We start from the raw sequence: 23,846 nt of genomic DNA, 5'->3' as shown, positions 1-23,846 counted from the left end.
CTCTGACCTGGGCACACCATGCGCTGCGCAAGGGAAACCGCAAGCAGCTCAAGCTCGGTCTCGGTTTGACCGTGTTGCTGGGCGCCATCTTCCTGATCCTGCAGATCGAGGAATACATCCATGCCTACACCGAGCTAGGCCTGACCCTAGGCTCGGGCATCTACGGCGCGACCTTCTTTATGCTCACGGGCTTTCACGGCGCCCACGTGACCATGGGCGCGATCATTCTGACCGTGATGTTGGTGCGTAGCTTTCGCGGTCACTTCACACCGGAGCAGCACTTCGGTTTCGAAGCCGCGGCGTGGTATTGGCACTTTGTGGACGTGGTGTGGATCGGGCTGTTCGTCTTCGTCTATGTGATTTAGGGGTAGGTCAGGGTCCAAAACCGGGTTGCAACTGGCCGGAATAAAAGCCCCAGGCGATCAGCGCGACTGTCAACGCAGTCAGGGAGACACGAACGAAGAGGGCCGTGACAACGCGCGAGGTTCGACCCTCGTCCTTGACCAAAAAGAACAGACCACTGAACAGACTGACCAGCGTGGCTACTAATAACAGAACAATCGCCGCCTTGAGCATGAGCGAGTCCGTAACAGGGGAAGTGGGGGTGCAGTATAGCCAGCCGTATCGATACGCCGCGAGGCGGGGCATGAGCGGGTTCAAACCCGGTCTGCTGCCGACGCTGGTGGTTCTGACCTTGCTGCCATTGCTGGTCTGGCTGGGCGTCTGGCAGCTGGAGCGTGGCGAGCAGAAGCGCGACATGCTGGCTCGCCAGGACGCACGTCAGCAGGCAGCGCCAGTGGGACCCGAGCAGATCGAGCACATGGACGAGCCGGCCTATGCTCGCATTCATTTGCAGGGCAGTTTCGATGCCGAGCACAGTTTTCTGCTGGACAGCCGCACCCGCGATGGGCAGGTCGGGGTCGAGCTGCTGCAGCCTTTTCAGGATCAGCCCAGCGGTCGTTGGGTGCTGGTGAACCGTGGGTGGATACCTTGGCCGGATCGGCGCGTCGCGCCAAAATTTGATACGCCGGACCGCCCCTTGAAGCTGGCCGCCTGGGTCTACGCGCCTTCCGGAAAGCCTTTCTTGCTCAATCGACGCATGGCCGAGGGTTGGCCGCGGCTGCTCAGCCACGTCGATGTCGAGACGATATGGCAGCTGCTCGGGCGTGAAGGTATCGACTACGAGCTTCGACTCGAGCCTGGACCGGCTGCTTACCGGGCAGACTGGTCGATCACCAGCATGAAGCCGCAGCAACATCTAGGTTACGCCGTGCAGTGGTTCGCGTTAGCGGCCGCTTTGCTGGCGCTGTTCATCTATTTCGGCGTGCATCAGGCACGGGGGAGCAAGCAGTGAATGCGATGAATCCGACCTTCAATCCCGCACCTGTGCAACGGCGTCGCGGACGGCTGCAATTGTTGCTGATCCTGGCCGTGGTAATCGGTCCCATGCTGCTGGCCTCAGCGATGTACCACTTCGGCTTCTGGCTGCCGGAAACCCGCAGCTACGATGGTGCGCTGGTTGCCGATGGGCAGGGGCGCGACGCGCTCGGAGTCAGCGTGCCGGCTAAGGCCGAGCCGCGCTGGGAATTGCTGGTGACCGCACCGGAAGGCTGCGCCGAGGCCTGCCAGGAGCTGGTCTACCTGGCACGACAGATCAATATCGGCCTGGCACGCGAAGCCGGGCGTGCCAGCCATGCCCTGGCGAGTGGGCAGGCGCTGGCGGCCGACTACGATCAGCGCCTGCAGCGTGAATATCCGCAGCTGCAGCGCTATGTGCTGGACCCTGCGGTTTATGTCAGTAACCCGGATGTGCCTGGCGGTGCGCAACTCTGGATCGTCGACCCGCACGGCAACTTGGTTCTGCGCTACGACACCAAGGCCAACGGCAAGGCGATTCTCGACGATCTCAAGTATCTGCTGAAAATTTCCCAGATCGGTTGACCAGGCACTCGACCGTCTCGCTGGAGTCACAACGAGATCGCCCAAGGAGAACGAGATGGCAAAACCCGGTTACCGCCTCGCCCTCGTCGCCACGTTGCTGGCCGTTGTCGTGGTGCTGCTCGGCGCCTATACGCGGCTGACCCATGCCGGGCTCGGCTGCCCGGACTGGCCCGGTTGCTATGGGTTTCTTGCGGTGCCGATGAGCGAGCAGGCGCAAAGCCTGGCGGCGCTTCGCTTCCCGGATGCACCGGTGGAGGTGCACAAAGGCTGGAACGAGATGGTGCACCGCTATTTTGCCGGTGCGCTGGGACTGGTGATTCTCGGTCTTGCCGTTCAAGCGGTGCGACGGCGATCGCTACCGGGCCAACCTCTCAAACTCCCGCTCTTGTTGCTGGTTGTGGTCATCGCCCAGGCTGCGTTCGGCATGTGGACGGTCACCCTGCAACTCTGGCCGCAGGTGGTCACGGCGCATCTGCTGGGCGGCTTTGCCACCTTGAGCCTGCTGTTTCTGCTCAGCCTGCGATTGTCGGGCCGGCTACCAGCGGTCGCACCAATGCCGGCTCGGCTCAAAGTGCTGGCGGCGGTCAGCATGCTCGCGGTGATCCTTCAAGTAGCCCTCGGCGGCTGGGTCAGCAGCAACTATGCCGCGGTAGCCTGCACCGATTTTCCTACCTGCCACGGACGCTGGTGGCCGGAGATGGATTTCGCCAATGCTTTCAACCTGACCCATCACGACATCGGCCCGAACTATCTGGGCGGCATGCTCTACGGCGAGGCGCGCACCGCCATCCACGTCGCCCATCGCATCGGTGCGATGATCGTGACCCTGGTGTTGCTGGCGCTGGGCTGGCAGCTCTGGCGCAACGGGTTATCGCGGCTTGCCGGGTTGCTGCTCGCGGCGTTGGCCCTGCAGATTGGGTTGGGCATTAGTAACGTGCTGCTCAATTTGCCGCTGGCGGTTGCCGTTGCCCACAACGGCGGTGGCGCACTGCTGCTGCTGGTGACCGTGCTGATCAATCATCGCCTCTATCTGACTCGCCATGGCACCGCCGCCGCACGTGAGCCAGCGATCCCGAGGCGTCCGGATTCGAACACGATGGGCGGGCTCGACCTGCCCCGCGCTTGACCACAAGGAGAACCCCATGGCGACTCTACTCAGCGAACGCGGCGCCCAGGCCAGCTGGCGCGACTATCTCGAGCTGACCAAGCCAAAGGTGGTGTTGCTGATGCTCATCACCTCGCTGGTGGGCATGTTTCTCGCCACGCGTGCCGGCGTGCCCTGGACCGTGCTGGTGTTCGGCAATCTCGGCATTGCGCTCTGTGCCGGCGGTGCGGCAGCGGTGAATCACGTGGTAGATCGGCGCATCGACTCGGTGATGGCACGTACTCACAAGCGGCCATTGGCCGAAGGACGTGTGTCTCCCGCAGCGGCACTGCTGTTCGCGTTGCTGTTGAGCGTTGCGGGCATGGCGATGTTGCTGGTCTTTACCAATGCGCTGGCGGCCTGGCTTACGCTGGCTTCGTTGGTCGGCTATGCGGTCATCTATACCGGCTTTCTCAAGCGCGCCACGCCGCAGAACATCGTCATCGGCGGATTGGCCGGCGCCGCCCCGCCGCTACTCGGCTGGGTTGCGGTGACAGGGCAGGTGACTGCCGAACCGCTGTTGCTGGTGCTGATCATTTTCGCCTGGACGCCTCCCCACTTCTGGGCGCTGGCGATTCACCGCAAGGCGGAATATGCCAAGGTCAACGTGCCGATGCTGCCGGTGACCCATGGCGAGCACTACACAAAGGTGCATATTCTGCTGTACACCGCCGTGCTCCTGGCGGTGAGCTTTATGCCGTTCGCGATTCACATGAGCGGCCCCCTGTACTTGGCGGCAGCCGTGCTGCTGGGCGCGCGTTTCTTGTTCTGGGCCATCGTGCTCTACCGCGACAGCCGTCCCCATGCAGCCATCAAGACCTTCAAATTCAGCATCTGGTACCTGTTCGCCCTGTTCATCGCACTGCTTGTTGATCATTATCTGCTGCTGAATATCTAGGGCTATGCGGAGCACGTCTCGCCGGCCCGGCCAGCCATAACAGGAATTCCATGACCCGCATCCAAAAAACCGTCTTCATCCTCGTAGCGCTGGTCGCGCTGGTTATCGGCCTGACGGTCTACAAGGTGCTCAATACCGAGCAGCAGCTCGACACGGCCGAGCTGCTGGATGCGGGCATCGTTCTACTCCCGCAAGGGCGCGACATGCCGGACGTGACGTTGACCAATCAGGACGGCGACGCGGTTTCGATGGCGCAACTGGAAGGGCGCTGGAACCTGCTGTTCTTCGGTTATACCTTCTGCCCCGACATCTGCCCGGCGACCCTTGCTGAACTGCGGCAGCTGCGCGGCAAGCTTCCGGAAGAGGCGCGCCAGCGGATGCAGCCGATCCTGGTCAGTGTCGATCCCGAGCGCGACACCCCCGAGCAGCTGAAAAAGTATCTGGACTACTTCGGCGCTGGGTTCATCGGTCTGACGGGGCCGCTGGAAGACATTCAGACGCTGGCCAACGCTGCCGGCGTACCCTTCATTCCGGGTGATACCACGAAAGAAGACTACACCGTCGACCACGGCGGCAACCTCGCCCTGATCGGGCCCGATGGTCGACTACGCGGCTTCATTCGCGCACCGATGCGCACCGAGAAGCTCGCGGAGCAGTTGCCGGCGGTGCTGGCGATGGAATAGCAGAGCGCTGTTTTGATAGGCTCGTCTGAGCAGGCGACCCCAGTCGCTGCCACACCGAATTCCATCCACCACGAAAAAAGCCCACACGTTGGCGCAACGCTGTTCACTTAAGCAAGTTCGCCCCGAGGTCGGGCCTCCCACGAGAGCAGCAGATTCACACCAGTCCTGTGGGAGGCGCGCCCTCGTGGCGAATGCGGGATGGCGCGCCCCAAAATCAGAGGCGCGCCGCGAGCCGTTACCGTTTAAGTGAACAGCATTACGCACGTTGACGGGCCTTCTTTCGCGATACGTAACCTTGTACTTAGAACGCCGGAACGACGGCGCCCTGATACTTCTCGTTGATGAACTGCTTGACCTCATCACTGTGCAGGGCCTGGGTCAGCTTCTGCATGGCGGCGCTGTCCTTGTTGTCCGGACGGGCGACCAGGATGTTCACGTAGGGCGAGTCGCTGCCTTCGATGAACAGGGCATCTTCGGTGGGGTTGAGCTTGGCTTCCAGTGCGTAGTTGGTGTTGATCAGCGCCAGGTCAACCTGGGTCAGTACGCGCGGCAGGGTCGCGGCTTCCAGTTCACGGATCTTGATGTTCTTCGGGTTCTCGGCGATATCCTTCGGCGTGGCGGTGATGCCGGCGCCATCCTTCAGGGTGATCACGCCGGCCTTCTGCAACAGCAGCAGCGCACGGCCACCATTGGTAGCGTCGTTGGGGATGACCACGGTAGCGCCCTTGGGCAGCTCGTCCAGCGACTTCAGCTTGCTGGAGTAGGCGCCAAACGGCTCGATATGCACGCCTGCAACGCTGACCAGTTCGGTGCCCTTGCCCTTGTTGAATTCATCCAGGTACGGCTGGTGCTGGAAGAAGTTGGCGTCCAGGCGCTTTTCGGCCACCTGGATGTTCGGCTGTACGTAGTCAGTGAAGACCTTGATCTTCAGATCGACGCCTTGCTCGGCCAGCTGGGGTTTGACGAATTCGAGGATCTCGGCATGCGGAACGGCGGTCGCGGCGACGTTCAGCTCATCGGCGGCCTGGGTCGAAAAAGCCGCGACAGCGGCGAAGGCGGCAAGCAGTTTTTTCATGAAAAGCTCCTGTTTGTTCGACGAACCAATCGCCGAACATCTGTGGTTGAAAACGTAGCGAGCGATGGCTAGGCGAGCGCAGTTGTCTTCATGCCGGGTTAGGCAATTATTTACGGGAAAAGTGAGTCACTAGCTTGTCACCGACGCTTTGCAGTACCTGCACCAGTACCAGCAGCAGCACCACGGTGACCACCATCACATCTGTCTGAAAGCGCTGGTAGCCGAAGCGGATGGCCAGATCGCCAAGCCCGCCGGCACCGACCACGCCGGCCATGGCGGTATAGGAAACGAGGGTGATGGCGGTGACGGTAATGGCGGCAATGATGCCCGGGCGTGCCTCGGGCAGCAACGCGCTGAAGATGATCTGCCGGGTGGTGGCGCCCATCGCCTGGGTCGCTTCGATGATGCCGCGATCGATTTCCCGCAGCGCCGTTTCCACCAACCGCGCGAAGAATGGCGCGGCGCCCACCACCAGCGGCGGAATCGCCCCGGCGACACCCAGCGAGGTGCCGGTGATCAGTACTGTGAAAGGGATCATCACAATCAGCAGGATGATGAACGGCAGCGACCGCAGCACGTTAACCACGAACGAGAGGAAGGCGTACAGCGGGCCGTTCTCGAACAGTTGGCGCGGACCGGTAAGGAACAGCAGCACGCCCAGCGGCAGGCCCAGTAGGATGGTGAACAGCAGCGAGCCGCCGAGCATCAGCAGGGTGTCCAGCGTGGCCAGCCAGATTTCGTACCAGTCCACGTTTGCCAGTAGAGCTTCCATCAGCGCAGCACCTCCACATGTACATCAGCGGCATCCAAACGTGCCAGCGCGGCGGCCATATCGCCGCCGACCAGCGCGAGGGTCAGCTGGCCATAGGGTGTGTCCTTGATGCGGTCGATGCGCCCGGAGAGGATGCTGAAGTCGACCCCGGTTTCGCGCGCTACGGTGCCCAGCAAGGGTTTGTAGGTGGCCTCGCCCTGGAACGTCAGGCGCAGGATGCGGCCCGGTACGTGGGCGAAGTCGTCGCGCTGCTCGCCTTCATCGACCGCCTCGTCTTCCAGCACGAATCGCTGCGTGGTCGGGTGCTTCGGGTGAAGAAAGACCTCCGTAACCGGCCCCTGCTCGACGATCTCGCCGCCGTCCATCACCGCCACGCGATCGCAGACACGGCGGATCACGTCCATTTCGTGGGTGATGAGCACGATGGTCAGCTTCAGCTCGCGGTTGATCTCTGCCAGCAGTTGCAGCACCGAGGCGGTGGTCTGCGGATCGAGTGCGCTGGTGGCCTCGTCGCACAGCAGGATGTCCGGCTCGGTGGCCAGCGCCCGAGCGATGCCGACGCGCTGCTTCTGTCCGCCGGACAGCTGTGCCGGGTACTTTCGTGCCTGATCCTTGAGCCCGACCCGCTCCAGCAGGGCGGCCACGCGGGTATCGATCTCGCTGCGCGAGTAGCTGCCGGCCAGGCGTAACGGCATGGCGACGTTGTCCGCGACGGTCTTGGACATCAACAGATTGAAGTGCTGAAAGATCATCCCGACACGCTGGCGGAAACGCCGCAGGCCGTCGGCATCGAGCGCGGTGACGTCCTCGCCGTTGACCAGGATGCGCCCGCCGGAAGGTTCCTCGAGACGGTTGATCAGCCGCAGCAGCGTGCTTTTGCCCGCGCCGGAATGGCCGATCAGGCCGAACACCTCGCCAGCACCGATTTCTAGCTGTGTCGGCCTGAGGGCGGGGATTTCACGCCCGGTGCTCCGGTACGTTTTATGGACTTGGTGAAATTCGATCACGGGCGAACCTTGTGGGTGCGTCGTCTGTGCCTGGATAGTCGGCGAAAGGCGTGCATTCTACGCGTTTGTGCCCACCTGGCGCAGCTGGGGTGTGGTCATTGGGATAAACAATAGGGCCAATAGGCGAAGCAAATCGCTGCAACCGGCAACCTTGTGAGGGTTTATCGGGTCACTAACCGGTACGCCGTGAATTGATCACGCATCCGGCCATTGAATGGCCAGATCCCTTCGCGGTTCAGCTAAACGCTAAGCCGAGGCTCCTCATGACGGACAGAAAAGATTCAAAGCACAGCGAACTCGCCGGTACTGACACCGCCGACCGCAAGAATCACAGCGCCAAGCTCGACCAACTCGAGGCCCTCCGCAGCGACGCTACCGGCGAGGCGCTGACCACCAATCAGGGCGTGAAGATCGCTGACAACCAGAACACCCTGAAGGCAGGTGAGCGCGGCCCCTCGCTGCTCGAAGATTTCATCATGCGTGAGAAGCTCACCCACTTCGACCATGAGCGCATTCCCGAGCGCATCGTTCATGCCCGCGGCTCGGCGGCCCATGGCGTGTTCGTCAGCTATGACGATCACAGCGCACTGACCAAGGCCTCGTTCCTTGCTGGCAAGGGCAAGGAGACTCCGGTGTTCGCGCGTTTTTCCACCGTGCAGGGCTCACGCGGCTCGGCCGATACGGTGCGCGACGTGCGCGGCTTCGCCACCAAGTTCTACACCGACGAAGGCATCTTCGATCTGGTCGGCAATAACATGCCGGTATTCTTCATTCAGGACGCCATCAAGTTCCCGGACTTCGTCCATGCGGTGAAGCCCGAACCGCACAACGAGATTCCCCAGGGGCAGTCGGCGCACGATACCTTCTGGGACTTCGTCTCGTTGACGCCGGAGTCGGCGCACATGGTGCTCTGGACCATGTCCGACCGCGCCATTCCGCGCAGCTTTCGGGCAATGGAAGGCTTCGGCGTGCACACCTTCCGCCTGATCAACGCCGAAGGAGTCAGCCGTTTCGTCAAATTCCACTGGAAGCCGGTGGCCGGCGCGTTCTCGCTGGTGTGGGACGAGACGCTCAAGCTCGCCGGTAAGGACCCGGACTTCAACCGCCGTGACATGTGGGAGTCCATCGAAATGGGCGACTATTTCGAGTGGGAGCTGGGCGTGCAGGTGGTGGAAGAGGCCGACGAGCACAAGTTCGACTTCGACCTGCTAGACCCGACCAAGATCATCCCCGAAGAGCTGGTGCCGGTGCAGAAGCTCGGCAAGATGACGCTCAATCGCAACCCGGATAACTTCTTTGCCGAGACCGAGCAGGCGGCGTTCCACGTCGGCCATATCGTGCCCGGTATCGACTTCACCAATGATCCGCTGCTGCAGGGCCGGCTGTTTTCCTACACCGACACCCAACTGCTGCGCCTCGGTGGGCCGAACTTCCACGAGATTCCGATCAACCGTTCCCTTGCGCCGGTCCACAACAACCAGCGCGATGCCTTTCATCGGCAAACCATCAACAAGGGGCGCGCCAACTACGAGCCCAACTCCATCGACAGCGGCTGGCCGAAGGAAACACCACCTGCCGCCAGCGGTGGCGGCTTCGAGAGCTACCCGGAGCGCATGGAAGGGCACAAGGTGCGGGTGCGCAGCCCGTCTTTTGGCGACCACTTCTCTCAGGCTACGTTGTTCTGGAACAGCATGAGCACGCCGGAGAAAGAGCACATCATCGGCGCCTACAGCTTCGAGTTGGGCAAGGTCGAGCGGGTGTTCATCCGTGAGCGCCAGGTCAACGAGATTCTCGCCAACATCGATATGGAGCTGGCGCGTCGGGTCGCCGAGAACATTGGGGTAACGCCGCCAACGGCGCCAACCGTGAGCATCAAGCAGCCGACACCGGCCAGCTCGCCGGCGCTGAGCCTGGTCAATCACCTGTCCGGCAATATTAAGTCGCGCAAGGTGGCGATTCTCATCGCCAACGGCGTCGACAGCGATGCAATCGATGCGTTCAAGCAGAAGCTCGCCGATGAAGGCGCACTGGCCAAACTGATCGGCCCATCGCCAGCCCCGGTGAAAACCGCTGATGGAAAGACGCTGAGCCCTGACGCGGCGATGGATGGCATGCCTTCGATCGCTTTCGATGCGGTATTCGTTCCTGGTGGTGCGCAGAGTGTGCAGGCCATGGCCAAGTCCGGCGTGGCCAAGCACTACCTGCTGGAGGCCTACAAGCACCTCAAGCCCATTGCGGTACTGGGTGATGCCCGGCAACTGCTCACGGCGCTCAACCTGCCGGAAGATGCCGGCTTGGTAAGCGGTGATGATGCCGATGTCGGCAGGGTGTTCACAGCGTTTGCTCAGGCCTTGGCGCAACACCGGGTATGGGCGCGTGAGGCGGCGGCGGAGCAAGTGCCAGCGTAAGCATCCATCGGGCGTTCGGGCAGGCCTACAGCCTGCAGTCGCTCCGAGGCGGCCTCCCTCCAGAGTTCGGTGTATACCGGCTGCTTTTCGTGGGAGGCCCGCCCTCGGGGCGAAGCTTTTAATCTTTTGCAGGTCTTGCCGGAGCGAAGCTGTTGTTTTTGGCGCGGCTGTCAGGCGTTTTTTAGCTCGCGCCAATGCAGGTAGCAACGCAAGTCGAACTCGATCTGTGCATAGCCGGGCAGCATGTATTCGCAGAGCTTGTAGAACGCGCGGTTGTGATCGCTCTCGCGCAGGTGCGCCAGTTCATGTACCACGATCATCTGCAGGAATTCCGGCGCCGCCTCCTTGAATAGCGCGGCGACACGAATCTCCTTCTTGGCCTTGAGCTTGCCGCCTTGCACGCGGGACACCGCAGTGTGCAGGCCGAGCGCGCGGTGCGTGAGGTCTAAGCGACTGTCGTAGAGCACCTTGTCGATGCTCGGCGCGCTTTTCAGATGCTGCTGGCGTAGCTGCTGTACATAGCCATACAGCGCTTTGTCGCTCTGCACCTGATGGCGTTGCGGATAGCGGCGTTCGAGGTAGTCGCCCAGCCTTTGCTCGTCGATCAGCTGGCGAACCTGCTGTTGCAATGACTCGGGGTAACCGCGCAGGTACTTCAATGCCGTCATGGTTCAGGCCCTGCGCCGCCAGGCGAAGCTTAGGAGAAACAGCGTGGCGGCCGAAACGACGATCGATGGTCCGGCCGGGGTGTCTTCGAACCACGACAGCGACAGCCCCATGCAGACCGCCAGAAGGCCCAGCAGGCTGGCACCGAGGGCCATCTGTTCTGGCGTCCGTGCGTGACGCTGCGCTGCTGCCGCGGGAATGATCAGTAACGACGTGATCAGCAGGACGCCGACAATCTTCATGGCCACGGCGATCACCATGGCGATCAGCAGCATGAGCGCCAGTCGGATGGCCGCGACCGGAAGACCTTCCACTTTCGCCAGTTCCTCATGCACGGTCACCGCCAGCAATGGCCGCCACAGCGGGATCAGCGCCAGCAGCACCAGCGCGCTGCCGCCCACGATCCAGGCCAGGTCGTTCGGGCTCACCGCCAGCAGGTCGCCGAATAGGTAGCCCATCAGGTCGATGCGCACGTCCTGCATGAAACTCAGCGATACCAGGCCCAGCGACAGTGTGCTGTGCGCGAGAATGCCCAGCAGGGTGTCCGAGGCCAGGGGCTGTCGCTGCTGCAAGGTCACCAGCAACACCGCCAGCAGCACGCAGCAGACGATCACCGCCAGGGTCAGATTGACCTCCAGCATCAACCCCAGCGCCACGCCGAGCAGCGCAGAATGGGAAAGGGTGTCGCCGAAATAGGCCATGCGCCGCCAGACCACGAAGGAGCCGAGCGGGCCGGCTACCAGCGCCAGCGCAAGGCCGGCGAGCAGGGCGTTCAATAAAAAGTCGGGCATATCGATCAATGCTTGCAATTCGGGCCGTGGACGTGGGGTTTACCGGTGACCACACCGCCGTGCAGGTCATGGCTATGGTCGTGCTGATGGTGATAGACGGCGAGGCTGCGCGCGTCCTGGCCGAACAGCTCGATGAAGGCCGGGTCGGTGCTGACCTGTTCGGGGTGGCCGGAGCAGCAGACGTGGCGGTTCAGGCAGACCACCTGGTCGGTGGCACTCATCACCAGATGCAGGTCATGGGAAACCATCAGCACACCGCAGCCGTAACGCTCGCGCAGCCGGCCGATCAACCGGTAGAGTTCAGCCTGTCCGGCCACATCGACGCCTTGCACTGGCTCGTCGAGCACCAGTAGTTCCGGCTCGCGCAGCAGCGCGCGGGCCAGCAGCACGCGTTGCATCTCGCCCCCTGAGACCGACTGCAAAGGGCTGTCGATCACTTGCTCGGCGCCGACTTCTCCCAGCGCAGCCAGCGCTCGGGTGCGATCGACGCCCGGCACCAGGCGCAGAAAGCGCAATACCGTGAGCGGGAGCGTCGGATCGACGTGGAGCTTTTGCGGCATATAGCCGACGCGCAGCTTGGGCTTGCGCCAGACCGAGCCACTGTCGGGCTTGAGCAAACCGAGTACGGCACGCACCAGGGTGGTCTTGCCGGCGCCATTCGGGCCGATCAACGTGACGATTTCTCCGCGATGAACTTGCAGCTGAGCACCTTCGAGTACTGCCTGCTTGGCGAAGCGCACATGGATGTCATCCAGGCGGATCAGCGCCTCGCTCATGCCGCGCTCCGGCACGGGGCGCAGAGGCCGACCACTTCCACCGTCTGGCCTTCAACGTTGAAATCAACGGTGCGTGCCGCCTGATTGATGGCTTCGCTGATGCTCGGTTGTTCCAGTTCGATGGCCGTGTGACAGTTGCGACAGATCAGAAACTGGCCCTGATGCGGGTGCTCGGGATGGTTGCAGCCGATGAAGGCATTGAGCGATGCGATGCGGTGCACCAGACCGTTCTCCAGAAGGAAATCCAGCGCGCGATAGACCGTCGGCGGCGCGGCGCGGCGACTGTCCTGGGCGCTGAGCTCGGCGAGAATGTCGTAGGCACCGAGCGGCTTGTGGCTTTGCCAGACCAGTTCCAGTACGCGCTTGCGCAAGGCGGTCAGGCGTACGCCGGAGCGCTCGCAGAGCGTATCGGCCTCGGCCAGCGCGTTGCTGACGCAGTGGTCGTGATCATGAGTGGTGTAGGCCAGTGGAGTCTTGGGCATGGACGGAGACGAGGTGGCTGAGAGACGTTATTATGTTACCCATTCAGTCCAGTCGAGTGTTGCCTGTGTTCCGTCTTTTTTCGTTGCCGTTGCTTGTGACCATCGCCCTCCTCGGCAGTGCCCCGGTCCGCGCTGAGGTGGATCTGCTCACCAGTATCAAACCTCTGCAGCTGATCGCTGCGGCCATTCAGGACGGTGTCGGTGAGCCGCAGGTGCTGCTCCCGGCGGGCGCCTCTGCCCATCATTACGCCCTGCGGCCATCCGACGTACGGCACATCCGCAGCGCCGACCTGTTCTATTGGGTCGGCCCGGACATGGAGGGCTTTCTTGATCCGGTGCTGAAGGACCGCAAGGGCCCGAGCGTGGCCGTACAGTCGCTGCCGGGTTTGACCCTGCGCCACTTCGGTGACGAACATGCCGAATCCCATCCGGGACACGCCGAGCACGACGAACTGGCGCATGATGAGCATGAGGGTCATGACGAGCACGCAGCGGCGCACGACGAACACGACCATGCGCATCGCCCAGGCAGTCTCGATGCACACCTCTGGTTGCTGCCAGCCAATGCGTTGGTCATTGCCACGCGCATGACTGCTGAACTGGCCGCGATCGATCCGGCCAACGCGCTGCGCTACCAAGCGAATCTCGAGGCGTTCAAGCAGCGTCTGGATGCACTCGATCAAGGCCTGCAGGCACGGCTGAAGAACACCCGCAGCAAGCCGTTTTTTGTCTTCCATGAAGCCTATGACTATTTCGAAGCCGCCTATGGCCTCGAGCACACCGGAGTGTTCAGTGCCGGCGGTGAGGCCCAGCCCGGCGCACGTCACGTGGCGGAGATGCGTCAGCGTCTGGAGCAGGCGGGGCCGAGCTGTGTGTTCCACGAGCCTCCCACCCGTCCACGCCTGGCTGGCAGTCTGGTCCGCGGACTGCCGGTGCGGGTGGCCGAGCTGGACGCCATGGGTCACGGGATCGAGGCCAATGCGTCCGGATACGAGGATCTGATCGAGAACCTTGGTACATCCCTGGCCGAGTGTCTGGAGTCGCTTTAGCGCTCCGCCGCAGGCCGAATGAGTGCATAGCGGTGAACCGGCCCATACCTGGCGCCGCTCTTCGCTGAACTCAATAGCCGTCGATCCGCAACGGATCACTCATCAATCGAATTGACTCGAATCAGGTGTTCTTTGCCGTCACCTGGCATAAGCTTCGTGCTTCGTTTTTATCCATCGACACGAGGATGCGCAGCGCATGGCGAAGACGGACGGGCCCATCGCGGCAGAGACCAGAACCACCTCCAGCATCGCCTTGCAGGCGGCCTCCGAAGACATCTGGGCACAGAAATATCGTCTGACCAGTAAGGACGGCGCGCCCATCGACGACAGCGTCGATGCGACATGGCAGCGGGTCGCGCGGGCACTTGCGGATGTCGAACCGTTGAAGCAACGCCAGCACTGGTATGAACGCTTCCTCTGGGCGCTGCGCAATGGCGCGATTCCGGCCGGGCGGATCATTTCCAACGCCGGGGCGCAGGACTACAAGCCAGCTACCTCGACGATCAACTGCACCGTCTCGGGCACCATCAGCGATTCGATGGACGACATCCTCGGCAAGGTCCACGAGGCCGGGCTGACGCTGAAAGCCGGCTGTGGCATCGGCTACGAGTTCAGCACCCTGCGCCCGCGCGGCTCCTTCGTTTCGGGCGCCGGCGCGCATACCAGCGGGCCGCTGTCGTTCATGGATATCTTCGACAAGATGTGCTTCACCGTCAGCTCCGCGGGCGGTCGCCGCGGCGCACAGATGGGCACCTTCGATGTTGGCCATCCCGACGTGCGCGAATTCATCCGCGCCAAGCGCGAGGACGGCCGGCTGCGCCAGTTCAACCTGAGCTTGCTGATCACCGACGAGTTCATGCAGGCGGTGGAAAGCGACGCCGACTGGCCGCTGATTTTCCCGCTGCACCTGAAGGAAAAGGCCGAGCTCGACCTCGACGATCCGGAGCAGGTGGTCTGGCGCGAGTGGCCGACCCACGACGGTTACATCGTTCGTGAAGACGGTCTGGTGGCCTGCAAGATCTATGGCCGGGTCAAGGCGCGGCACCTATGGGACATGATCATGGTGTCCACCTACGACTACGCCGAACCGGGCTTCATCCTCATCGACCGGGTCAACCAGCTGAACAACAACTGGTGGTGCGAAGCGATTCGCGCAACCAACCCCTGCGGCGAGCAGCCGCTGCCAGCCTACGGCTCCTGCCTGCTGGGCTCGATCAACCTGACCCATTTCGTGATCGATCCGTTCGGCGTCGACGCCCGCTTCGACTGGGACACCTACCGCGAGGTGGTGCGGGTCTTCACCCGCATGCTCGACAACGTGGTGGAGATCAACGGCCTGCCTCTGCCAGAGCAGCGCCACGAGATCGAAAGCAAGCGCCGCCACGGCATGGGCTTTCTCGGCCTCGGCTCGACCCTGACCCTGCTCAAGTTGCGCTACGGCAGCCCGGAAGCTTGCGTGTTCACCGAAGAAGTCGCCCGTGAAATGGCATTGGTCGGCTGGGAAGCCGCGCTCGAACTCTCCAAGGAAAAGGGACCGGCGCCGCTACTGGCCGAAACCTTCGAGGTCACCGCCGAGATGCTGCGCAAGCGTCCGGAGATGAAGAAGGACGGCTACAAGATCGGCGATCAGGTGCCGGGCCGTGTGCTGCACGCCAAATACTCGCGCTACATGCAGCGGATCGCCGAGTATGCCCCCGAACTGATCGAGCAGTTGGCCGAGCAGGGCGCGCGCTTCACGCATCACAGCTCCATCGCACCCACCGGCACCATCAGCCTGAGCCTGGCCAACAACGCCTCCAACGGTATCGAGCCGAGCTTCGCCCATCATTACTCGCGCAACCTGATCCGCGCCGGGCGCAAGGCCAAGGAAAAGATCGAAGTCTTCAGTTACGAGTTGCTGGCCTACCGCACCCTGATCAATTCCAAGGCGCAGCCAGGCTCCACTGACCCGTCACAACAGCTGCCGGACTATTTCATCACCGCTGACGACATCACCCCGACGCAGCACGTCGACATCCAGGCGGCGGCGCAGAAATGGGTCGACTCGTCGATTTCCAAGACCGCCAACGTGCCTACCGACTACCCGTTCGAGGCGTTCAAGGACATTTACCGCTACGCCTGGCGCCAGGGCCTGAAGGGTTGCACCACGTTCCGCTTCAACCCGGCGGCATTCCAGGGTGTGCTGGTCAAGGAGGGCGACCTGGAAAAGACGCTGTACCGTTTCGTTCTCGAAGATGGCAGCGTGGTCGAGTTGAAAGGCAACGAAGAAGTCGAATACGACGGCGAGGTCAATTCCGCCGCCAACTTGTTCGACGCCCTCAAAGAAGGCTATTACGGCAAGTATTGAGCCCCGACTGACAGCCGGGCGGCGCGCGTCGCCCGGACGGAGAATCTGTAATGACCGTCAAGATTACCCAACGCATCAAGGGTTTCAAGGTTGTCGACGAGACCCTCGAACGCCCTGCCGTGACGCCCGAGAGCAGCACCAGCAAGGTCACCACCGTGGTAGAGATGGATGAAAGCCTGCAGCGACCGGAAACACTGGTCGGCATGACCTACAAGATCAAGTCGCCGCTGTTCGAGCACGCGCTTTACGTCACCGTCAATGATGTCGTGCTCAACGCGGGCACACCGCACGAGCAGCGCAGGCCATTCGAGATATTCATCAATTCGAAGAACATGGACCACTTTCAGTGGATCGTTGCGCTCACCCGCATCATGTCGGCGGTGTTCCGCAAGGGCGGCGACTGCACCTTCCTGGTCGAGGAGCTGAAAGCGGTATTCGACCCGCGCGGCGGCTACCTGAAAAAGGGTGGCGTCTACATGCCGTCCATCGTCGCCGAAATCGGTGGCGTGCTGGAGCGCCATCTGATCGCTATCGGCATGCTCGAAGGCCATGCGCTGGACGAAACCCAGCTCAAGTACCTGGCTGAGAAGCGCGCCGCCTACGAGGCCAGCCAGGGCGCGGTGGCCCTCGAGCCGGGCGAAGGATTTCCGGCCGGTGCGCAACTCTGTAACAAGTGCAGCACCCAGGCCGTGGTGCAGATGGATGGCTGCGCCACCTGTCTGAACTGCGGCAATTCGAAGTGCGGCTGAGCCGACTGCACTGATCGCCTGCGGTGGCGTTCGTCAGGCCCGCTTTGCCGGGTGGGCCTGGCTCTGCTAGTTTTCAGCGCATCGTTATCAAGACAGCCTGTCCGGCCACCGATCGCATGTCCTCTCTTGCCCACAGCCTGTTTCCAGTGAAGCCCGCCGAGTCCGGTGCGGACCGGCTGTGCGCGATTGCACCTCCTCCATCTGTCGTTGCCGTCCTGGTAATCGCGCCACCATCTCCACAGGCGGTCGCGCTGGGCTGATCCGCCCACACCTCGCAGCTCCAGCTTTGACTCGCCGGCCCTATGGGTCGATGCGCCCGCGTGCTCGACGTCCGGCTGGAGCCTGTTTCGCTGTCGACAGGTGATGACTGATGAATATCGACAAATCGTCGTGGACGTCCTACGGCGTCATGGCCTTGTTCGTACTGCTATGGGGCAGTGCGGCCATCTTTACCCGCTGGGGGCTCGATCACGGCACCCCGTTCGCGCTGCTGATCGTGCGCTTTGCTCTGGCCCTGGGCGCGGTGGCGCTGATCGGTCTGTACCGTCGGCGCTGGCGGCCAGCGCCCGGTACCGGACGGCAGACGGCAGCTACCGGTCTGTTGATGATCGGCTGTTATTCGATCTGCTATTTCCAGGCCATGGACCATGGCGTGACGCCGGGCGTGATCGCGACACTGCTTGGCGTGCAGCCAATACTCACCTTGCTGCTCCTCGAACGACGCTTCTCGCCGCTGCGCCTGGTCGGTTTGCTGGTGGCACTGGTCGGGCTGGCCGCGGTGGTGTTCCAGAGCCTAGTGCTGGCGCGCTTCTCACTTGCAGGAGTGCTCTTCGCGCTTGGTGCGCTGCTGTGCATGACGTTTGGGGCGATCTTGCAGCAGCGCATCCGTCAAAGCCCGGTGGAGGTGTTGCCGACGCAGTACGCGATGAGTCTGTTGCTGTGCCTGGCTCTCGTGCCGTTTCAGCCAATCCGGCTCGAAGCCGTGGCCGGCTTCATCGTTCCGGTGCTCTGGCTGGGGCTGGTTATTTCGGTGGCGGCGCAGCTGTTGCTGTATCGCATGATTCAGACCGGCAATCTGGTCAACGTCACCAGCCTGTTCTATCTGGTGCCGGTGGTAACCGTGGGGATGGATTACCTGTTCCTCGGCAATCAGCTGTCGCGCCTCGGCCTGCTGGGCATGGCTGCGATTCTGCTGGGTCTGGCGCTGGTGTTCCGTGCGGCGCCGGGGCCGCGATCTCGATGAGCTGAGGCCGGGTGGCGGTTCTGCCGCCCGGCCAGAGCCTCAGCTGACCACGCGATAGCAGGGCACGTAGGGTCGCCCGCCGGGCAGCTTCATTCGGTGCTGCAGAACAAACGCCTGCAGCAGCTCGTCCAGCGGTTTCATGATTGCCGTGTCGCCATGGATTTCGTAGCGGCCGAACTGCTCAATGCGGCGGATGCCCTTGTCTTTGACGTTGCCGGCGACGATCCCAGAAAACGCCCTGCGCAGATTCGCCGCCAGTAGATGGGGTGGCACATCGCGAGTCAGCTGCAGGTTGGCCATGTTCTCGTGGGTCGGATCGAAGGGGTGCTGGAAGCCTTCCTCGATCTTCAGCAGCCAGTTGAAGTGGAAGGCATCGTTGCGCTCGCGACGGAACTGCTTGACCGCTTTCAGCCCCTCGACCATTTGCCGGGCCACTTCGGAGGGGTCGTCGATGACGATCTTGTAGAGGCGCTGGGCTTCCTCGCCAAGGGTCGCGCCGACGAACTCGCGTAATTGCTGCAGGTAGGGCGCCGCGCTTTCCGGGCCGGTGAGGATGACCGGGAAGGGCACGTCGCGATTGTCCGGGTGCAGCAGGATGCCTAGCAGGTAAAGAAACTCTTCCGCGGTGCCAACGCCCCCGGGGAAGATGATGATGCCGTGGCCGACCCGCACGAAGGCCTCCAGGCGCTTCTCGATATCCGGCAGGATCACCAGCTCGTTGACGATCGGGTTCGGCGCCTCGGCGGCAATGATGCCCGGCTCGGTCAGCCCCAGGTAGCGGCCGGCGAGGATGCGCTGCTTGGCGTGGGCGATGGTCGCCCCTTTCATCGGGCCTTTCATCACCCCAGGGCCGCAGCCGGTGCAGATGTTCAGGTTACGCAGGCCCAGCTCATGGCCGACCCGCTTGCTGTACTTGTATTCCTCCGTGCTGATCGAATGCCCGCCCCAGCACACCACCATGTTCGGCTCGATGCCGGGGCGTAGCGTGCGGGCGTTGCGCAGCAGATGGAATACGTAGTCGGTGATACCCGCGGAACTGCTCAGATCGATACGCGGGCTGCCCAGTTCGCTTTCGGTGTAGACGATGTCGCGCAGCGCGCTGAAGAGCATTTCGCGCGTGCTGGCGATCATCTCGCCATCGACGAATGCATCGGCGGGCGCGTTGAGCAGCTCCAGCCGCACGCCGCGATCCTGCTGATGAATGCGGACCTCGAAGTCATCGTAGGCCTCGAGGATGGTCTTGGCGTTATCGATACGCGCGCCGGTGTTGAGGATCGCCAGGACACATTGGCGGAACAGCGTGTAGGTACTGCCCGAACTGGCTTCACTCAACTGTTGTACTTCCCGTTGGGACAGGGTTTCCAGGCTTCCTTTGGGACTTACCGAGGCATTGATTACATAGCGTGAGGTCATTCGTTCTGTTCCCTGAATTTCACCGAGCCCAGCCGCAGCGACGAGTATGGCGGGGTTTACTTGACGGCGAGGACACGAAAAAGGTTCCGCACGTTCTGTCATCGGTGGGGTTACTACGGGTGAGTATGCATCGGCGCGCCTCGCCACTGCATGATTCGACAACGATCGGCACGGATGGACTGCGTTGCCTTGGTCGATTTCATCCGTGGCGGCGAAACGCTGCGGCTCATGCCCACCAATAGCGCACCGTATGGAAGAAGATAGGCGCGGCGAAGCACACCGAGTCGAGCCGGTCGAGCATGCCGCCATGCCCTTCTATCATGTGTCCCCAATCCTTTACCCCACGATCACGCTTGATCGCCGACATGACGAGCCCGCCGAAGAAGCCAAGCAGGTTCACCATCAGCGCGATCAGTGCCGCCTGCCAGAAGCTGAAGGGCGTGATCCAGAACAACGCCGCGCCGATCAATGTCGCCAGCGCAACGCCGCCAACGAAACCTTCGATGGTTTTCGACGGCGACAGCCTGGGTGCGATCTTGCGTTTGCCAGCCAGTTTGCCGCAGACGTACTGCAGCACGTCGGAGAGCTGTACGACGATCACCAGCCAGGCGATCAGCAGCAGGTTGCGCCCTTCGAAATCGGGGATTTCCAGCGTCAGCAGCGCGGGAACATGGGACACGCAGAATACCGCGATCATCAACCCCCACTGCACCTTCGAGGCTCGCTCAAGGTAACGCGTGGTATCGCCACCCAGCGAGGCAAGTATAGGTAGCAGCAAGAAGATGTATACCGGAATGAAGATTGCGAACAGGCCGTACCAGCCGATCCCGACCAGCAGATACTGCATTGGCAGCACGAAATAGAACGCCGCCGCCAGGGCGGGATAATCGCTGCGCCGGGTAGGTGCCAGAGTCATGAACTCGCGCAGGGCAAAGAACGAGACCAGGTAGAACAGGATGACCACTGCGGTGTGGCCGAGCCAGAAGGCGATGCCAATCACCGCAACCATCACCCACCAGGCGTTGATCCGCGCGTTGAGGTTGTCGATTACCGGGTTGTCTCGCCCGCCGCTGCGGCGTTTGAGTACGAAACCAATCAGTGAAGCCAGGGCGAGCAGGGCGCCGATGCCGGCGAACAGCATTATCGTATTGCGATCCATGTCAGGCTTCCTCCGGTGCCAGTGCCAGCAGCGCTTTGCGGGCGCGCTCCAGGAAGGCGTCCTTGCCTTCCTGTTCGTTGATACTCAGCGGCGTGCCGAAACCGACCGTACACAGCAACGGCAATGGCAGCGCGCGACCCTTGGGCATGACGCGGTTAAGGTTGGCGATCCATACCGGTACCAGCTCGACGTCAGGTCTCGCCAATCCCAACCGATAGAGTCCGCCCTTGAACGGCAGCAGACCGTCTTCGAGGTTGCGCGTGCCTTCGGGAAACAGGATCAGCGAATGGCCTTCATCCAGCGCATCGAGCATGGGCTGCAGCGGGTTGCAGGACGGGTCGCTGCGCTCGCGATCGACCAGCACGCCGCGAAAGACACGGTTGATGACGAAGCGTCGCACCGGGCTGCTCAGCCAGTAATCAGCGCCAGCGACGGGTCTGGTACTGGCCCGTAGTTCCGGCGGCAGCGAGGCCCAGAGCAGCACGAAGTCGCCGTGGCTGCTGTGGTTGGCAAAGTAGATGCGTTTGGTTTTTTGCGGTGCACAGCCAAGCCAGAGGCTGCGTGCGCCAGTGAGCATCCGTGCGCTGGATGTTATAAAAAAGGCAGACAAGTGTCCGAGCATTGTTGGGTCCTCAGGCCATCCCAGGCCTTCAGCGGTATGGGTGGAGCGTCTGCAAGAGACGGTCCGTTCGCGTCTGGATCGTCTATAACTGGCGCGTTGCCTGGCCTTCCTTCAGGCCCCGCTGTACACGGTTGACCAGCGTGAGTAGTGAAAGGGCAGCGATAACCAGCAGGAGCGCGTTGATCCACACAGCGGACAGCAGTCCGCAGCTGATACCCGTAGCGATCACGCCGAAGGCGAAAGCACGGTCGCTCTTGCCCATTGGGCCGTCATAGCGACGAGAGGCGCCGACCATCAGTCCGAGGACACCGGCGTATTCGCTGATCGCCGCCAGCAGCACCACGGCGATAACGACCGCTGGCCAAACGCCAGCGACCAAGGCGAAGGGGAGATACAGGGCGCTATCCGCCGCGACATCGCTGAGTTCGTTGAGATACGCGCCGAGCCTGGATTGCTGGCCGAACTCGCGGGCGAGCATTCCGTCGATGGCATTGAATGCCATGCGCAGCAGCATCCACAGCGGAACGAGCAGAAAAACCCAGCGCTGTTCGGGCTGCCAGGCGACGACGGCGGCAACCAGGACCGACAGAACAAGCGCCGTGAGGGTCACCTGGTTGGCTGTTACACGGCTGGTGTGGAGCCGCCGTACGAGCGGGCGCAGCAAGTTCTGGAAGCGAGGTTTGAGCTGATAGATGGATAGCATGCATCGAGTCCTTTCGATGGGCGAAACTGGGCGGCGCGCCTGCGTCACGGACGTTGTGCGACGGGGACGAACTCTGGCGTAAAGACGTTTCTGCAGCAAGGACGGCGCTCGTTGCGTCGCCGTTTTTGCGAACTGCCGGGCGCTTTCGGCCTTATGGGCTCAGAGCGCGAACGGCAAAGCGCTATGACACTGCTGACGAGCAGCGAGCAGGCGGCGAAACTCGTCCGGGTCCTTGATCAGCACGGGTTGGCCTGCGAAGTTTTGCGCGGCGATCAGGCGCGAAAGCCAGAATCGTATGCAGGCCACGCGCAGCATCGGTTTCCACAACTCGGCTTCGGCCGGAGTGAAACGGCGCAGGCTGGAGTAGGCAGCCAGCAGTGCCTGGCTACGCTCCTCATCGAGCTCGCCGTTGGGGTGTGAGCACCAGTCATTCACTGTGATGGCAATGTCGTAGAGCATCGGGCCGGAGCAGGCGTTGTAGAAATCGATCACGCCGGTCAGATGGCTGCCTTCGAAGAGCACGTTGTCGCGGAACAGGTCGGCGTGCAAATTGGCGCGGGGCAGGGCGAGAATCTTCGGCTTCAGTTCGGCGATTTCCGCCAGGCCGTTGCGCAGCAGTGGCAGCTGGTCCTCGGGCAGCGCCATGGCGAGACTGGGGCCTTCTTCCTGCATCCAGTCCAGGCCGCGGTCGCTGCGGCGTTCGATGACCTGCTCGCGGGTCGCCAGGTGCAGTCGCGCCAATAACCGCCCCACTTCGGCGCAGTGATGCGTATTCGGCACGGCGATGTGCTTGCCTGGCAACCGCGGCTGGAGCATTGCCGGTTTCTCCGCCAGGTCGCGCAGCGCTTCGCCGCGTGCGGTACGCAATGCGTAAGGCACCGGCAGGCGCGCGCTGTGCAGTACGTCGAGCAGCTCGATGAAGAACGGCAGGTCCTGTGTCGGACCCCGTTCGACCAGGGTCAGGACATACTCGCCCCGTTCCATGCTGACGAAGAAGTTGCTGTTCTCGCTGCCTGCAGCGATGCCCTGAAAGTCGCGCAGGCGCCCCAGTTGATAAGGCGCCAAAAAGGCTTCCAGTTCTTCGCGTTGCAGCGGGGTGAATACCGACATGAGTGGCCTTCCGTTAACGTCGTCGCTTCGTTACCAGCTAAAAATTTCCCACGCCGGGATCAGCATGTCCGGCTTGTCGGCGCGGATGAAGTTGCTATCGCCATCGGCGCGTACCAGAAAGTACGGCTTGCCGGTCTTGGGGGTGATTTTCACAGCATAGAGGAAGCCGTTGACCCGGTATTCCTCAACGGTCCGCTCACCTTCTTGGCGAATGGTGACGTCGGGCTCGCCCTCGACCGACTCCTGGGTAAAAGCGGTCAGCGGCACGAGCGCCAACAGGCTGGCCAGCATCAGAGATTTGATCACACGCATGATAACCTTGTCCCTTTGTCGTCAAGTGGTCCGGTGCATTCTAGCTGCGGGCCCGCCGAAAAGGTTGATCCTGCTCATGAGCCAAACGCCCCTCGTTCTGGTGGACGGTTCGTCCTACCTCTATCGCGCCTTTCACGCGTTGCCTCCGCTGACCACATCCACCGGCAAGCCCACCGGGGCGGTGAAGGGCGTGCTGAACATGCTGCTGGCGCTGCGCCGACAGTATCCGGACAGCCCTTTCGCGGTGGTTTTCGACGCCAAGGGGCCGACCTTCCGCGACACGCTGTTCGACGAGTACAAATCCCACCGCCCGCCGATGCCGGATGACCTGCGCAGCCAGGTCGAGCCATTGCATGCCAGTGTGCGTGCGCTGGGCATGCCGCTGCTGTGCGTTGACGGCGTCGAGGCCGACGACGTGATTGGAACACTGGCGCGCCAGTGTGCGGCGCTGGGACGCGACGTGATCATCTCCACCGGCGACAAGGACATGGCGCAG

At 62.4% G+C, this 23,846-nt stretch carries 26 protein-coding genes; 12 read left to right on the top strand and 14 right to left on the bottom strand.

All coding sequences use genetic code 11. The annotated features are described in order from the left end of the window. Window positions 1-365, top strand: a 365-nt coding sequence (locus DQ405_RS21825) for a cytochrome c oxidase subunit 3 (RefSeq protein ID WP_168426107.1), incomplete at its 5' end; no start/stop codon positions are given. Between the two features lie 7 nt (window positions 366-372). On the opposite strand, the gene DQ405_RS21820 is transcribed toward DQ405_RS21825, so the two are convergent. Continuing rightward, a complete protein-coding gene (locus DQ405_RS21820; protein ID WP_168426106.1) occupies window positions 373-576 on the bottom strand; it encodes a twin transmembrane helix small protein in 204 nt (67 codons plus the stop codon). Window positions 577-646: 70 nt separating this feature from the next. Between DQ405_RS21820 and DQ405_RS21815 the strand changes: the two genes are divergently transcribed. The 5 genes from DQ405_RS21815 to DQ405_RS21795 are packed head-to-tail and all read left to right on the top strand — an operon-like array spanning window position 647 to window position 4,666. Beyond that, window positions 647-1,354 carry an SURF1 family protein gene (locus tag DQ405_RS21815; protein ID WP_168426105.1) on the top strand — a complete coding sequence of 236 codons (708 nt, stop codon included), beginning with the start codon at window positions 647-649 and terminating at the stop codon, window positions 1,352-1,354. A gap of 5 nt (window positions 1,355-1,359) precedes the next feature. Beyond that, window positions 1,360-1,941, top strand: a complete 582-nt coding sequence (locus tag DQ405_RS21810; protein WP_168426108.1) for a hypothetical protein — start codon at window positions 1,360-1,362, stop codon at window positions 1,939-1,941. A gap of 55 nt (window positions 1,942-1,996) precedes the next feature. Further along, window positions 1,997-3,067: a COX15/CtaA family protein gene (locus tag DQ405_RS21805; RefSeq protein WP_168426104.1), complete on the top strand. Its 1,071-nt coding sequence runs from the start codon at window positions 1,997-1,999 to the stop codon at window positions 3,065-3,067. Window positions 3,068-3,083: 16 nt separating this feature from the next. Then, window positions 3,084-3,983 carry a heme o synthase gene (gene cyoE / locus DQ405_RS21800; protein ID WP_168426103.1) on the top strand — a complete coding sequence of 300 codons (900 nt, stop codon included), beginning with the start codon at window positions 3,084-3,086 and terminating at the stop codon, window positions 3,981-3,983. A gap of 50 nt (window positions 3,984-4,033) precedes the next feature. Further along, window positions 4,034-4,666: an SCO family protein gene (locus DQ405_RS21795; protein WP_168426102.1), complete on the top strand. Its 633-nt coding sequence runs from the start codon at window positions 4,034-4,036 to the stop codon at window positions 4,664-4,666. A 301-nt stretch (window positions 4,667-4,967) separates the two neighbouring features. Here DQ405_RS21795 and DQ405_RS21790 read toward each other — a convergent pair whose 3' ends face one another. The 3 genes from DQ405_RS21790 to DQ405_RS21780 form a co-directional block, all read right to left on the bottom strand. Continuing rightward, window positions 4,968-5,741, bottom strand: a complete 774-nt coding sequence (locus DQ405_RS21790) for a MetQ/NlpA family ABC transporter substrate-binding protein (RefSeq protein WP_168426101.1) — start codon at window positions 5,739-5,741, stop codon at window positions 4,968-4,970. A gap of 106 nt (window positions 5,742-5,847) precedes the next feature. Continuing rightward, complete coding sequence (locus tag DQ405_RS21785; RefSeq protein WP_168426100.1) at window positions 5,848-6,513, bottom strand: methionine ABC transporter permease; 666 nt, start codon at window positions 6,511-6,513, stop codon at window positions 5,848-5,850. Continuing rightward, window positions 6,513-7,520 (bottom strand): ATP-binding cassette domain-containing protein, encoded by a 1,008-nt coding sequence (locus DQ405_RS21780; RefSeq protein WP_168426099.1) that lies wholly within the window; start codon window positions 7,518-7,520, stop codon window positions 6,513-6,515. The genes DQ405_RS21785 and DQ405_RS21780 overlap by 1 nt, the downstream gene beginning before the upstream one ends. Before the next feature lie 263 nt (window positions 7,521-7,783). Between DQ405_RS21780 and katE the strand changes: the two genes are divergently transcribed. Continuing rightward, a complete protein-coding gene (gene katE / locus DQ405_RS21775; RefSeq protein WP_168426098.1) occupies window positions 7,784-9,928 on the top strand; it encodes a catalase HPII in 2,145 nt (714 codons plus the stop codon). A 170-nt stretch (window positions 9,929-10,098) separates the two neighbouring features. Here the strand turns inward: katE and DQ405_RS21770 are convergent, their stop codons facing one another. Genes DQ405_RS21770 through DQ405_RS21755 form a run of 4 tightly spaced genes read right to left on the bottom strand, consistent with a single transcriptional unit; the run spans window position 10,099 to window position 12,643 of the window. Continuing rightward, entirely contained in the window at window positions 10,099-10,596 is a 498-nt protein-coding gene (locus DQ405_RS21770; protein ID WP_168426097.1) for a M48 family metallopeptidase, read from the bottom strand. 3 nt (window positions 10,597-10,599) lie between these two features. Continuing rightward, the gene (gene znuB / locus DQ405_RS21765) at window positions 10,600-11,385 is read right to left on the bottom strand and encodes a zinc ABC transporter permease subunit ZnuB (protein ID WP_168426096.1); all 786 of its coding nucleotides are present in this window, start codon (window positions 11,383-11,385) and stop codon (window positions 10,600-10,602) included. 5 nt (window positions 11,386-11,390) lie between these two features. Continuing rightward, entirely contained in the window at window positions 11,391-12,161 is a 771-nt protein-coding gene (znuC, locus tag DQ405_RS21760; RefSeq protein WP_168426095.1) for a zinc ABC transporter ATP-binding protein ZnuC, read from the bottom strand. Continuing rightward, window positions 12,158-12,643, bottom strand: a complete 486-nt coding sequence (locus tag DQ405_RS21755; RefSeq protein WP_168426094.1) for a Fur family transcriptional regulator — start codon at window positions 12,641-12,643, stop codon at window positions 12,158-12,160. Before DQ405_RS21755 ends, znuC begins: the two co-directional genes overlap by 4 nt. Window positions 12,644-12,675: 32 nt before the next feature. Between DQ405_RS21755 and znuA the strand changes: the two genes are divergently transcribed. The 4 genes from znuA to DQ405_RS21735 all read left to right on the top strand — a co-directional run bounded on the left by znuA (window position 12,676) and on the right by DQ405_RS21735 (window position 18,031). Next, a complete protein-coding gene (gene znuA, locus DQ405_RS21750) occupies window positions 12,676-13,692 on the top strand; it encodes a zinc ABC transporter substrate-binding protein ZnuA (RefSeq protein ID WP_178114189.1) in 1,017 nt (338 codons plus the stop codon). 196 nt (window positions 13,693-13,888) lie between these two features. Continuing rightward, on the top strand, window positions 13,889-16,039 hold the full coding sequence (locus tag DQ405_RS21745; protein WP_168426092.1) for an adenosylcobalamin-dependent ribonucleoside-diphosphate reductase: 2,151 nt from the start codon (window positions 13,889-13,891) through the stop codon (window positions 16,037-16,039). A 50-nt stretch (window positions 16,040-16,089) separates the two neighbouring features. Beyond that, window positions 16,090-16,788, top strand: coding sequence for a TSCPD domain-containing protein (locus DQ405_RS21740; protein WP_168426091.1), 699 nt, complete (start codon window positions 16,090-16,092; stop codon window positions 16,786-16,788). Between the two features lie 370 nt (window positions 16,789-17,158). Next, window positions 17,159-18,031, top strand: a complete 873-nt coding sequence (locus DQ405_RS21735) for a DMT family transporter (RefSeq protein WP_168426090.1) — start codon at window positions 17,159-17,161, stop codon at window positions 18,029-18,031. 39 nt (window positions 18,032-18,070) lie between these two features. Here DQ405_RS21735 and ppnN read toward each other — a convergent pair whose 3' ends face one another. The 6 genes from ppnN to DQ405_RS21705 all read right to left on the bottom strand — a co-directional run bounded on the left by ppnN (window position 18,071) and on the right by DQ405_RS21705 (window position 23,350). Continuing rightward, on the bottom strand, window positions 18,071-19,444 hold the full coding sequence (gene ppnN, locus DQ405_RS21730) for a nucleotide 5'-monophosphate nucleosidase PpnN (protein WP_168426089.1): 1,374 nt from the start codon (window positions 19,442-19,444) through the stop codon (window positions 18,071-18,073). A gap of 226 nt (window positions 19,445-19,670) precedes the next feature. Beyond that, window positions 19,671-20,603, bottom strand: coding sequence for a phosphatidate cytidylyltransferase (locus tag DQ405_RS21725; RefSeq protein WP_168426088.1), 933 nt, complete (start codon window positions 20,601-20,603; stop codon window positions 19,671-19,673). 1 nt (window position 20,604) lies between these two features. After that, window positions 20,605-21,225: a lysophospholipid acyltransferase family protein gene (locus tag DQ405_RS21720; protein WP_168426087.1), complete on the bottom strand. Its 621-nt coding sequence runs from the start codon at window positions 21,223-21,225 to the stop codon at window positions 20,605-20,607. Window positions 21,226-21,307: 82 nt separating this feature from the next. After that, window positions 21,308-21,928 carry a CDP-alcohol phosphatidyltransferase family protein gene (locus DQ405_RS21715; RefSeq protein WP_168426086.1) on the bottom strand — a complete coding sequence of 207 codons (621 nt, stop codon included), beginning with the start codon at window positions 21,926-21,928 and terminating at the stop codon, window positions 21,308-21,310. Between the two features lie 159 nt (window positions 21,929-22,087). Next, the gene (locus tag DQ405_RS21710) at window positions 22,088-23,038 is read right to left on the bottom strand and encodes a homoserine kinase (protein WP_168426085.1); all 951 of its coding nucleotides are present in this window, start codon (window positions 23,036-23,038) and stop codon (window positions 22,088-22,090) included. A gap of 30 nt (window positions 23,039-23,068) precedes the next feature. After that, window positions 23,069-23,350, bottom strand: a complete 282-nt coding sequence (locus DQ405_RS21705) for a DUF2782 domain-containing protein (protein ID WP_168426084.1) — start codon at window positions 23,348-23,350, stop codon at window positions 23,069-23,071. A 76-nt stretch (window positions 23,351-23,426) separates the two neighbouring features. Between DQ405_RS21705 and DQ405_RS21700 the strand changes: the two genes are divergently transcribed. Continuing rightward, on the top strand, window positions 23,427-23,846 hold a 420-nt coding region (locus DQ405_RS21700; RefSeq protein ID WP_446730906.1), incomplete at its 3' end, for a 5'-3' exonuclease.

Source organism: Pseudomonas sp. SST3 (assembly GCF_003325755.1).
Note: the sequence above shows the minus strand (reverse complement) of the source record. Positions and strands in the feature narration are given on the sequence as shown.

Bases quoted from the DNA above. Each gene is read 5' to 3' on its own strand.
- DQ405_RS21820 (WP_168426106.1), bottom strand. From the start codon at position 576: ATGCTCAAGGCGGCGATTGTTCTGTTATTAGTAGCCACGCTGGTCAGT.
- DQ405_RS21815 (WP_168426105.1), top strand. From the start codon at position 647: ATGAGCGGGTTCAAACCCGGTCTGCTGCCGACGCTGGTGGTTCTGACC.
- DQ405_RS21810 (WP_168426108.1), top strand. From the start codon at position 1,360: ATGAATCCGACCTTCAATCCCGCACCTGTGCAACGGCGTCGCGGACGG.
- DQ405_RS21805 (WP_168426104.1), top strand. From the start codon at position 1,997: ATGGCAAAACCCGGTTACCGCCTCGCCCTCGTCGCCACGTTGCTGGCC.
- cyoE (WP_168426103.1), top strand. From the start codon at position 3,084: ATGGCGACTCTACTCAGCGAACGCGGCGCCCAGGCCAGCTGGCGCGAC.
- DQ405_RS21795 (WP_168426102.1), top strand. From the start codon at position 4,034: ATGACCCGCATCCAAAAAACCGTCTTCATCCTCGTAGCGCTGGTCGCG.
- DQ405_RS21790 (WP_168426101.1), bottom strand. From the start codon at position 5,741: ATGAAAAAACTGCTTGCCGCCTTCGCCGCTGTCGCGGCTTTTTCGACC.
- DQ405_RS21785 (WP_168426100.1), bottom strand. From the start codon at position 6,513: ATGGAAGCTCTACTGGCAAACGTGGACTGGTACGAAATCTGGCTGGCC.
- katE (WP_168426098.1), top strand. From the start codon at position 7,784: ATGACGGACAGAAAAGATTCAAAGCACAGCGAACTCGCCGGTACTGAC.
- DQ405_RS21770 (WP_168426097.1), bottom strand. From the start codon at position 10,596: ATGACGGCATTGAAGTACCTGCGCGGTTACCCCGAGTCATTGCAACAG.
- znuB (WP_168426096.1), bottom strand. From the start codon at position 11,385: ATGCCCGACTTTTTATTGAACGCCCTGCTCGCCGGCCTTGCGCTGGCG.
- znuC (WP_168426095.1), bottom strand. From the start codon at position 12,161: ATGAGCGAGGCGCTGATCCGCCTGGATGACATCCATGTGCGCTTCGCC.
- DQ405_RS21755 (WP_168426094.1), bottom strand. From the start codon at position 12,643: ATGCCCAAGACTCCACTGGCCTACACCACTCATGATCACGACCACTGC.
- znuA (WP_178114189.1), top strand. From the start codon at position 12,676: ATGTTACCCATTCAGTCCAGTCGAGTGTTGCCTGTGTTCCGTCTTTTT.
- DQ405_RS21745 (WP_168426092.1), top strand. From the start codon at position 13,889: ATGGCGAAGACGGACGGGCCCATCGCGGCAGAGACCAGAACCACCTCC.
- DQ405_RS21740 (WP_168426091.1), top strand. From the start codon at position 16,090: ATGACCGTCAAGATTACCCAACGCATCAAGGGTTTCAAGGTTGTCGAC.
- DQ405_RS21735 (WP_168426090.1), top strand. From the start codon at position 17,159: ATGAATATCGACAAATCGTCGTGGACGTCCTACGGCGTCATGGCCTTG.
- ppnN (WP_168426089.1), bottom strand. From the start codon at position 19,444: ATGACCTCACGCTATGTAATCAATGCCTCGGTAAGTCCCAAAGGAAGC.
- DQ405_RS21725 (WP_168426088.1), bottom strand. From the start codon at position 20,603: ATGGATCGCAATACGATAATGCTGTTCGCCGGCATCGGCGCCCTGCTC.
- DQ405_RS21720 (WP_168426087.1), bottom strand. From the start codon at position 21,225: ATGCTCGGACACTTGTCTGCCTTTTTTATAACATCCAGCGCACGGATG.
- DQ405_RS21715 (WP_168426086.1), bottom strand. From the start codon at position 21,928: ATGCTATCCATCTATCAGCTCAAACCTCGCTTCCAGAACTTGCTGCGC.
- DQ405_RS21710 (WP_168426085.1), bottom strand. From the start codon at position 23,038: ATGTCGGTATTCACCCCGCTGCAACGCGAAGAACTGGAAGCCTTTTTG.
- DQ405_RS21705 (WP_168426084.1), bottom strand. From the start codon at position 23,350: ATGCGTGTGATCAAATCTCTGATGCTGGCCAGCCTGTTGGCGCTCGTG.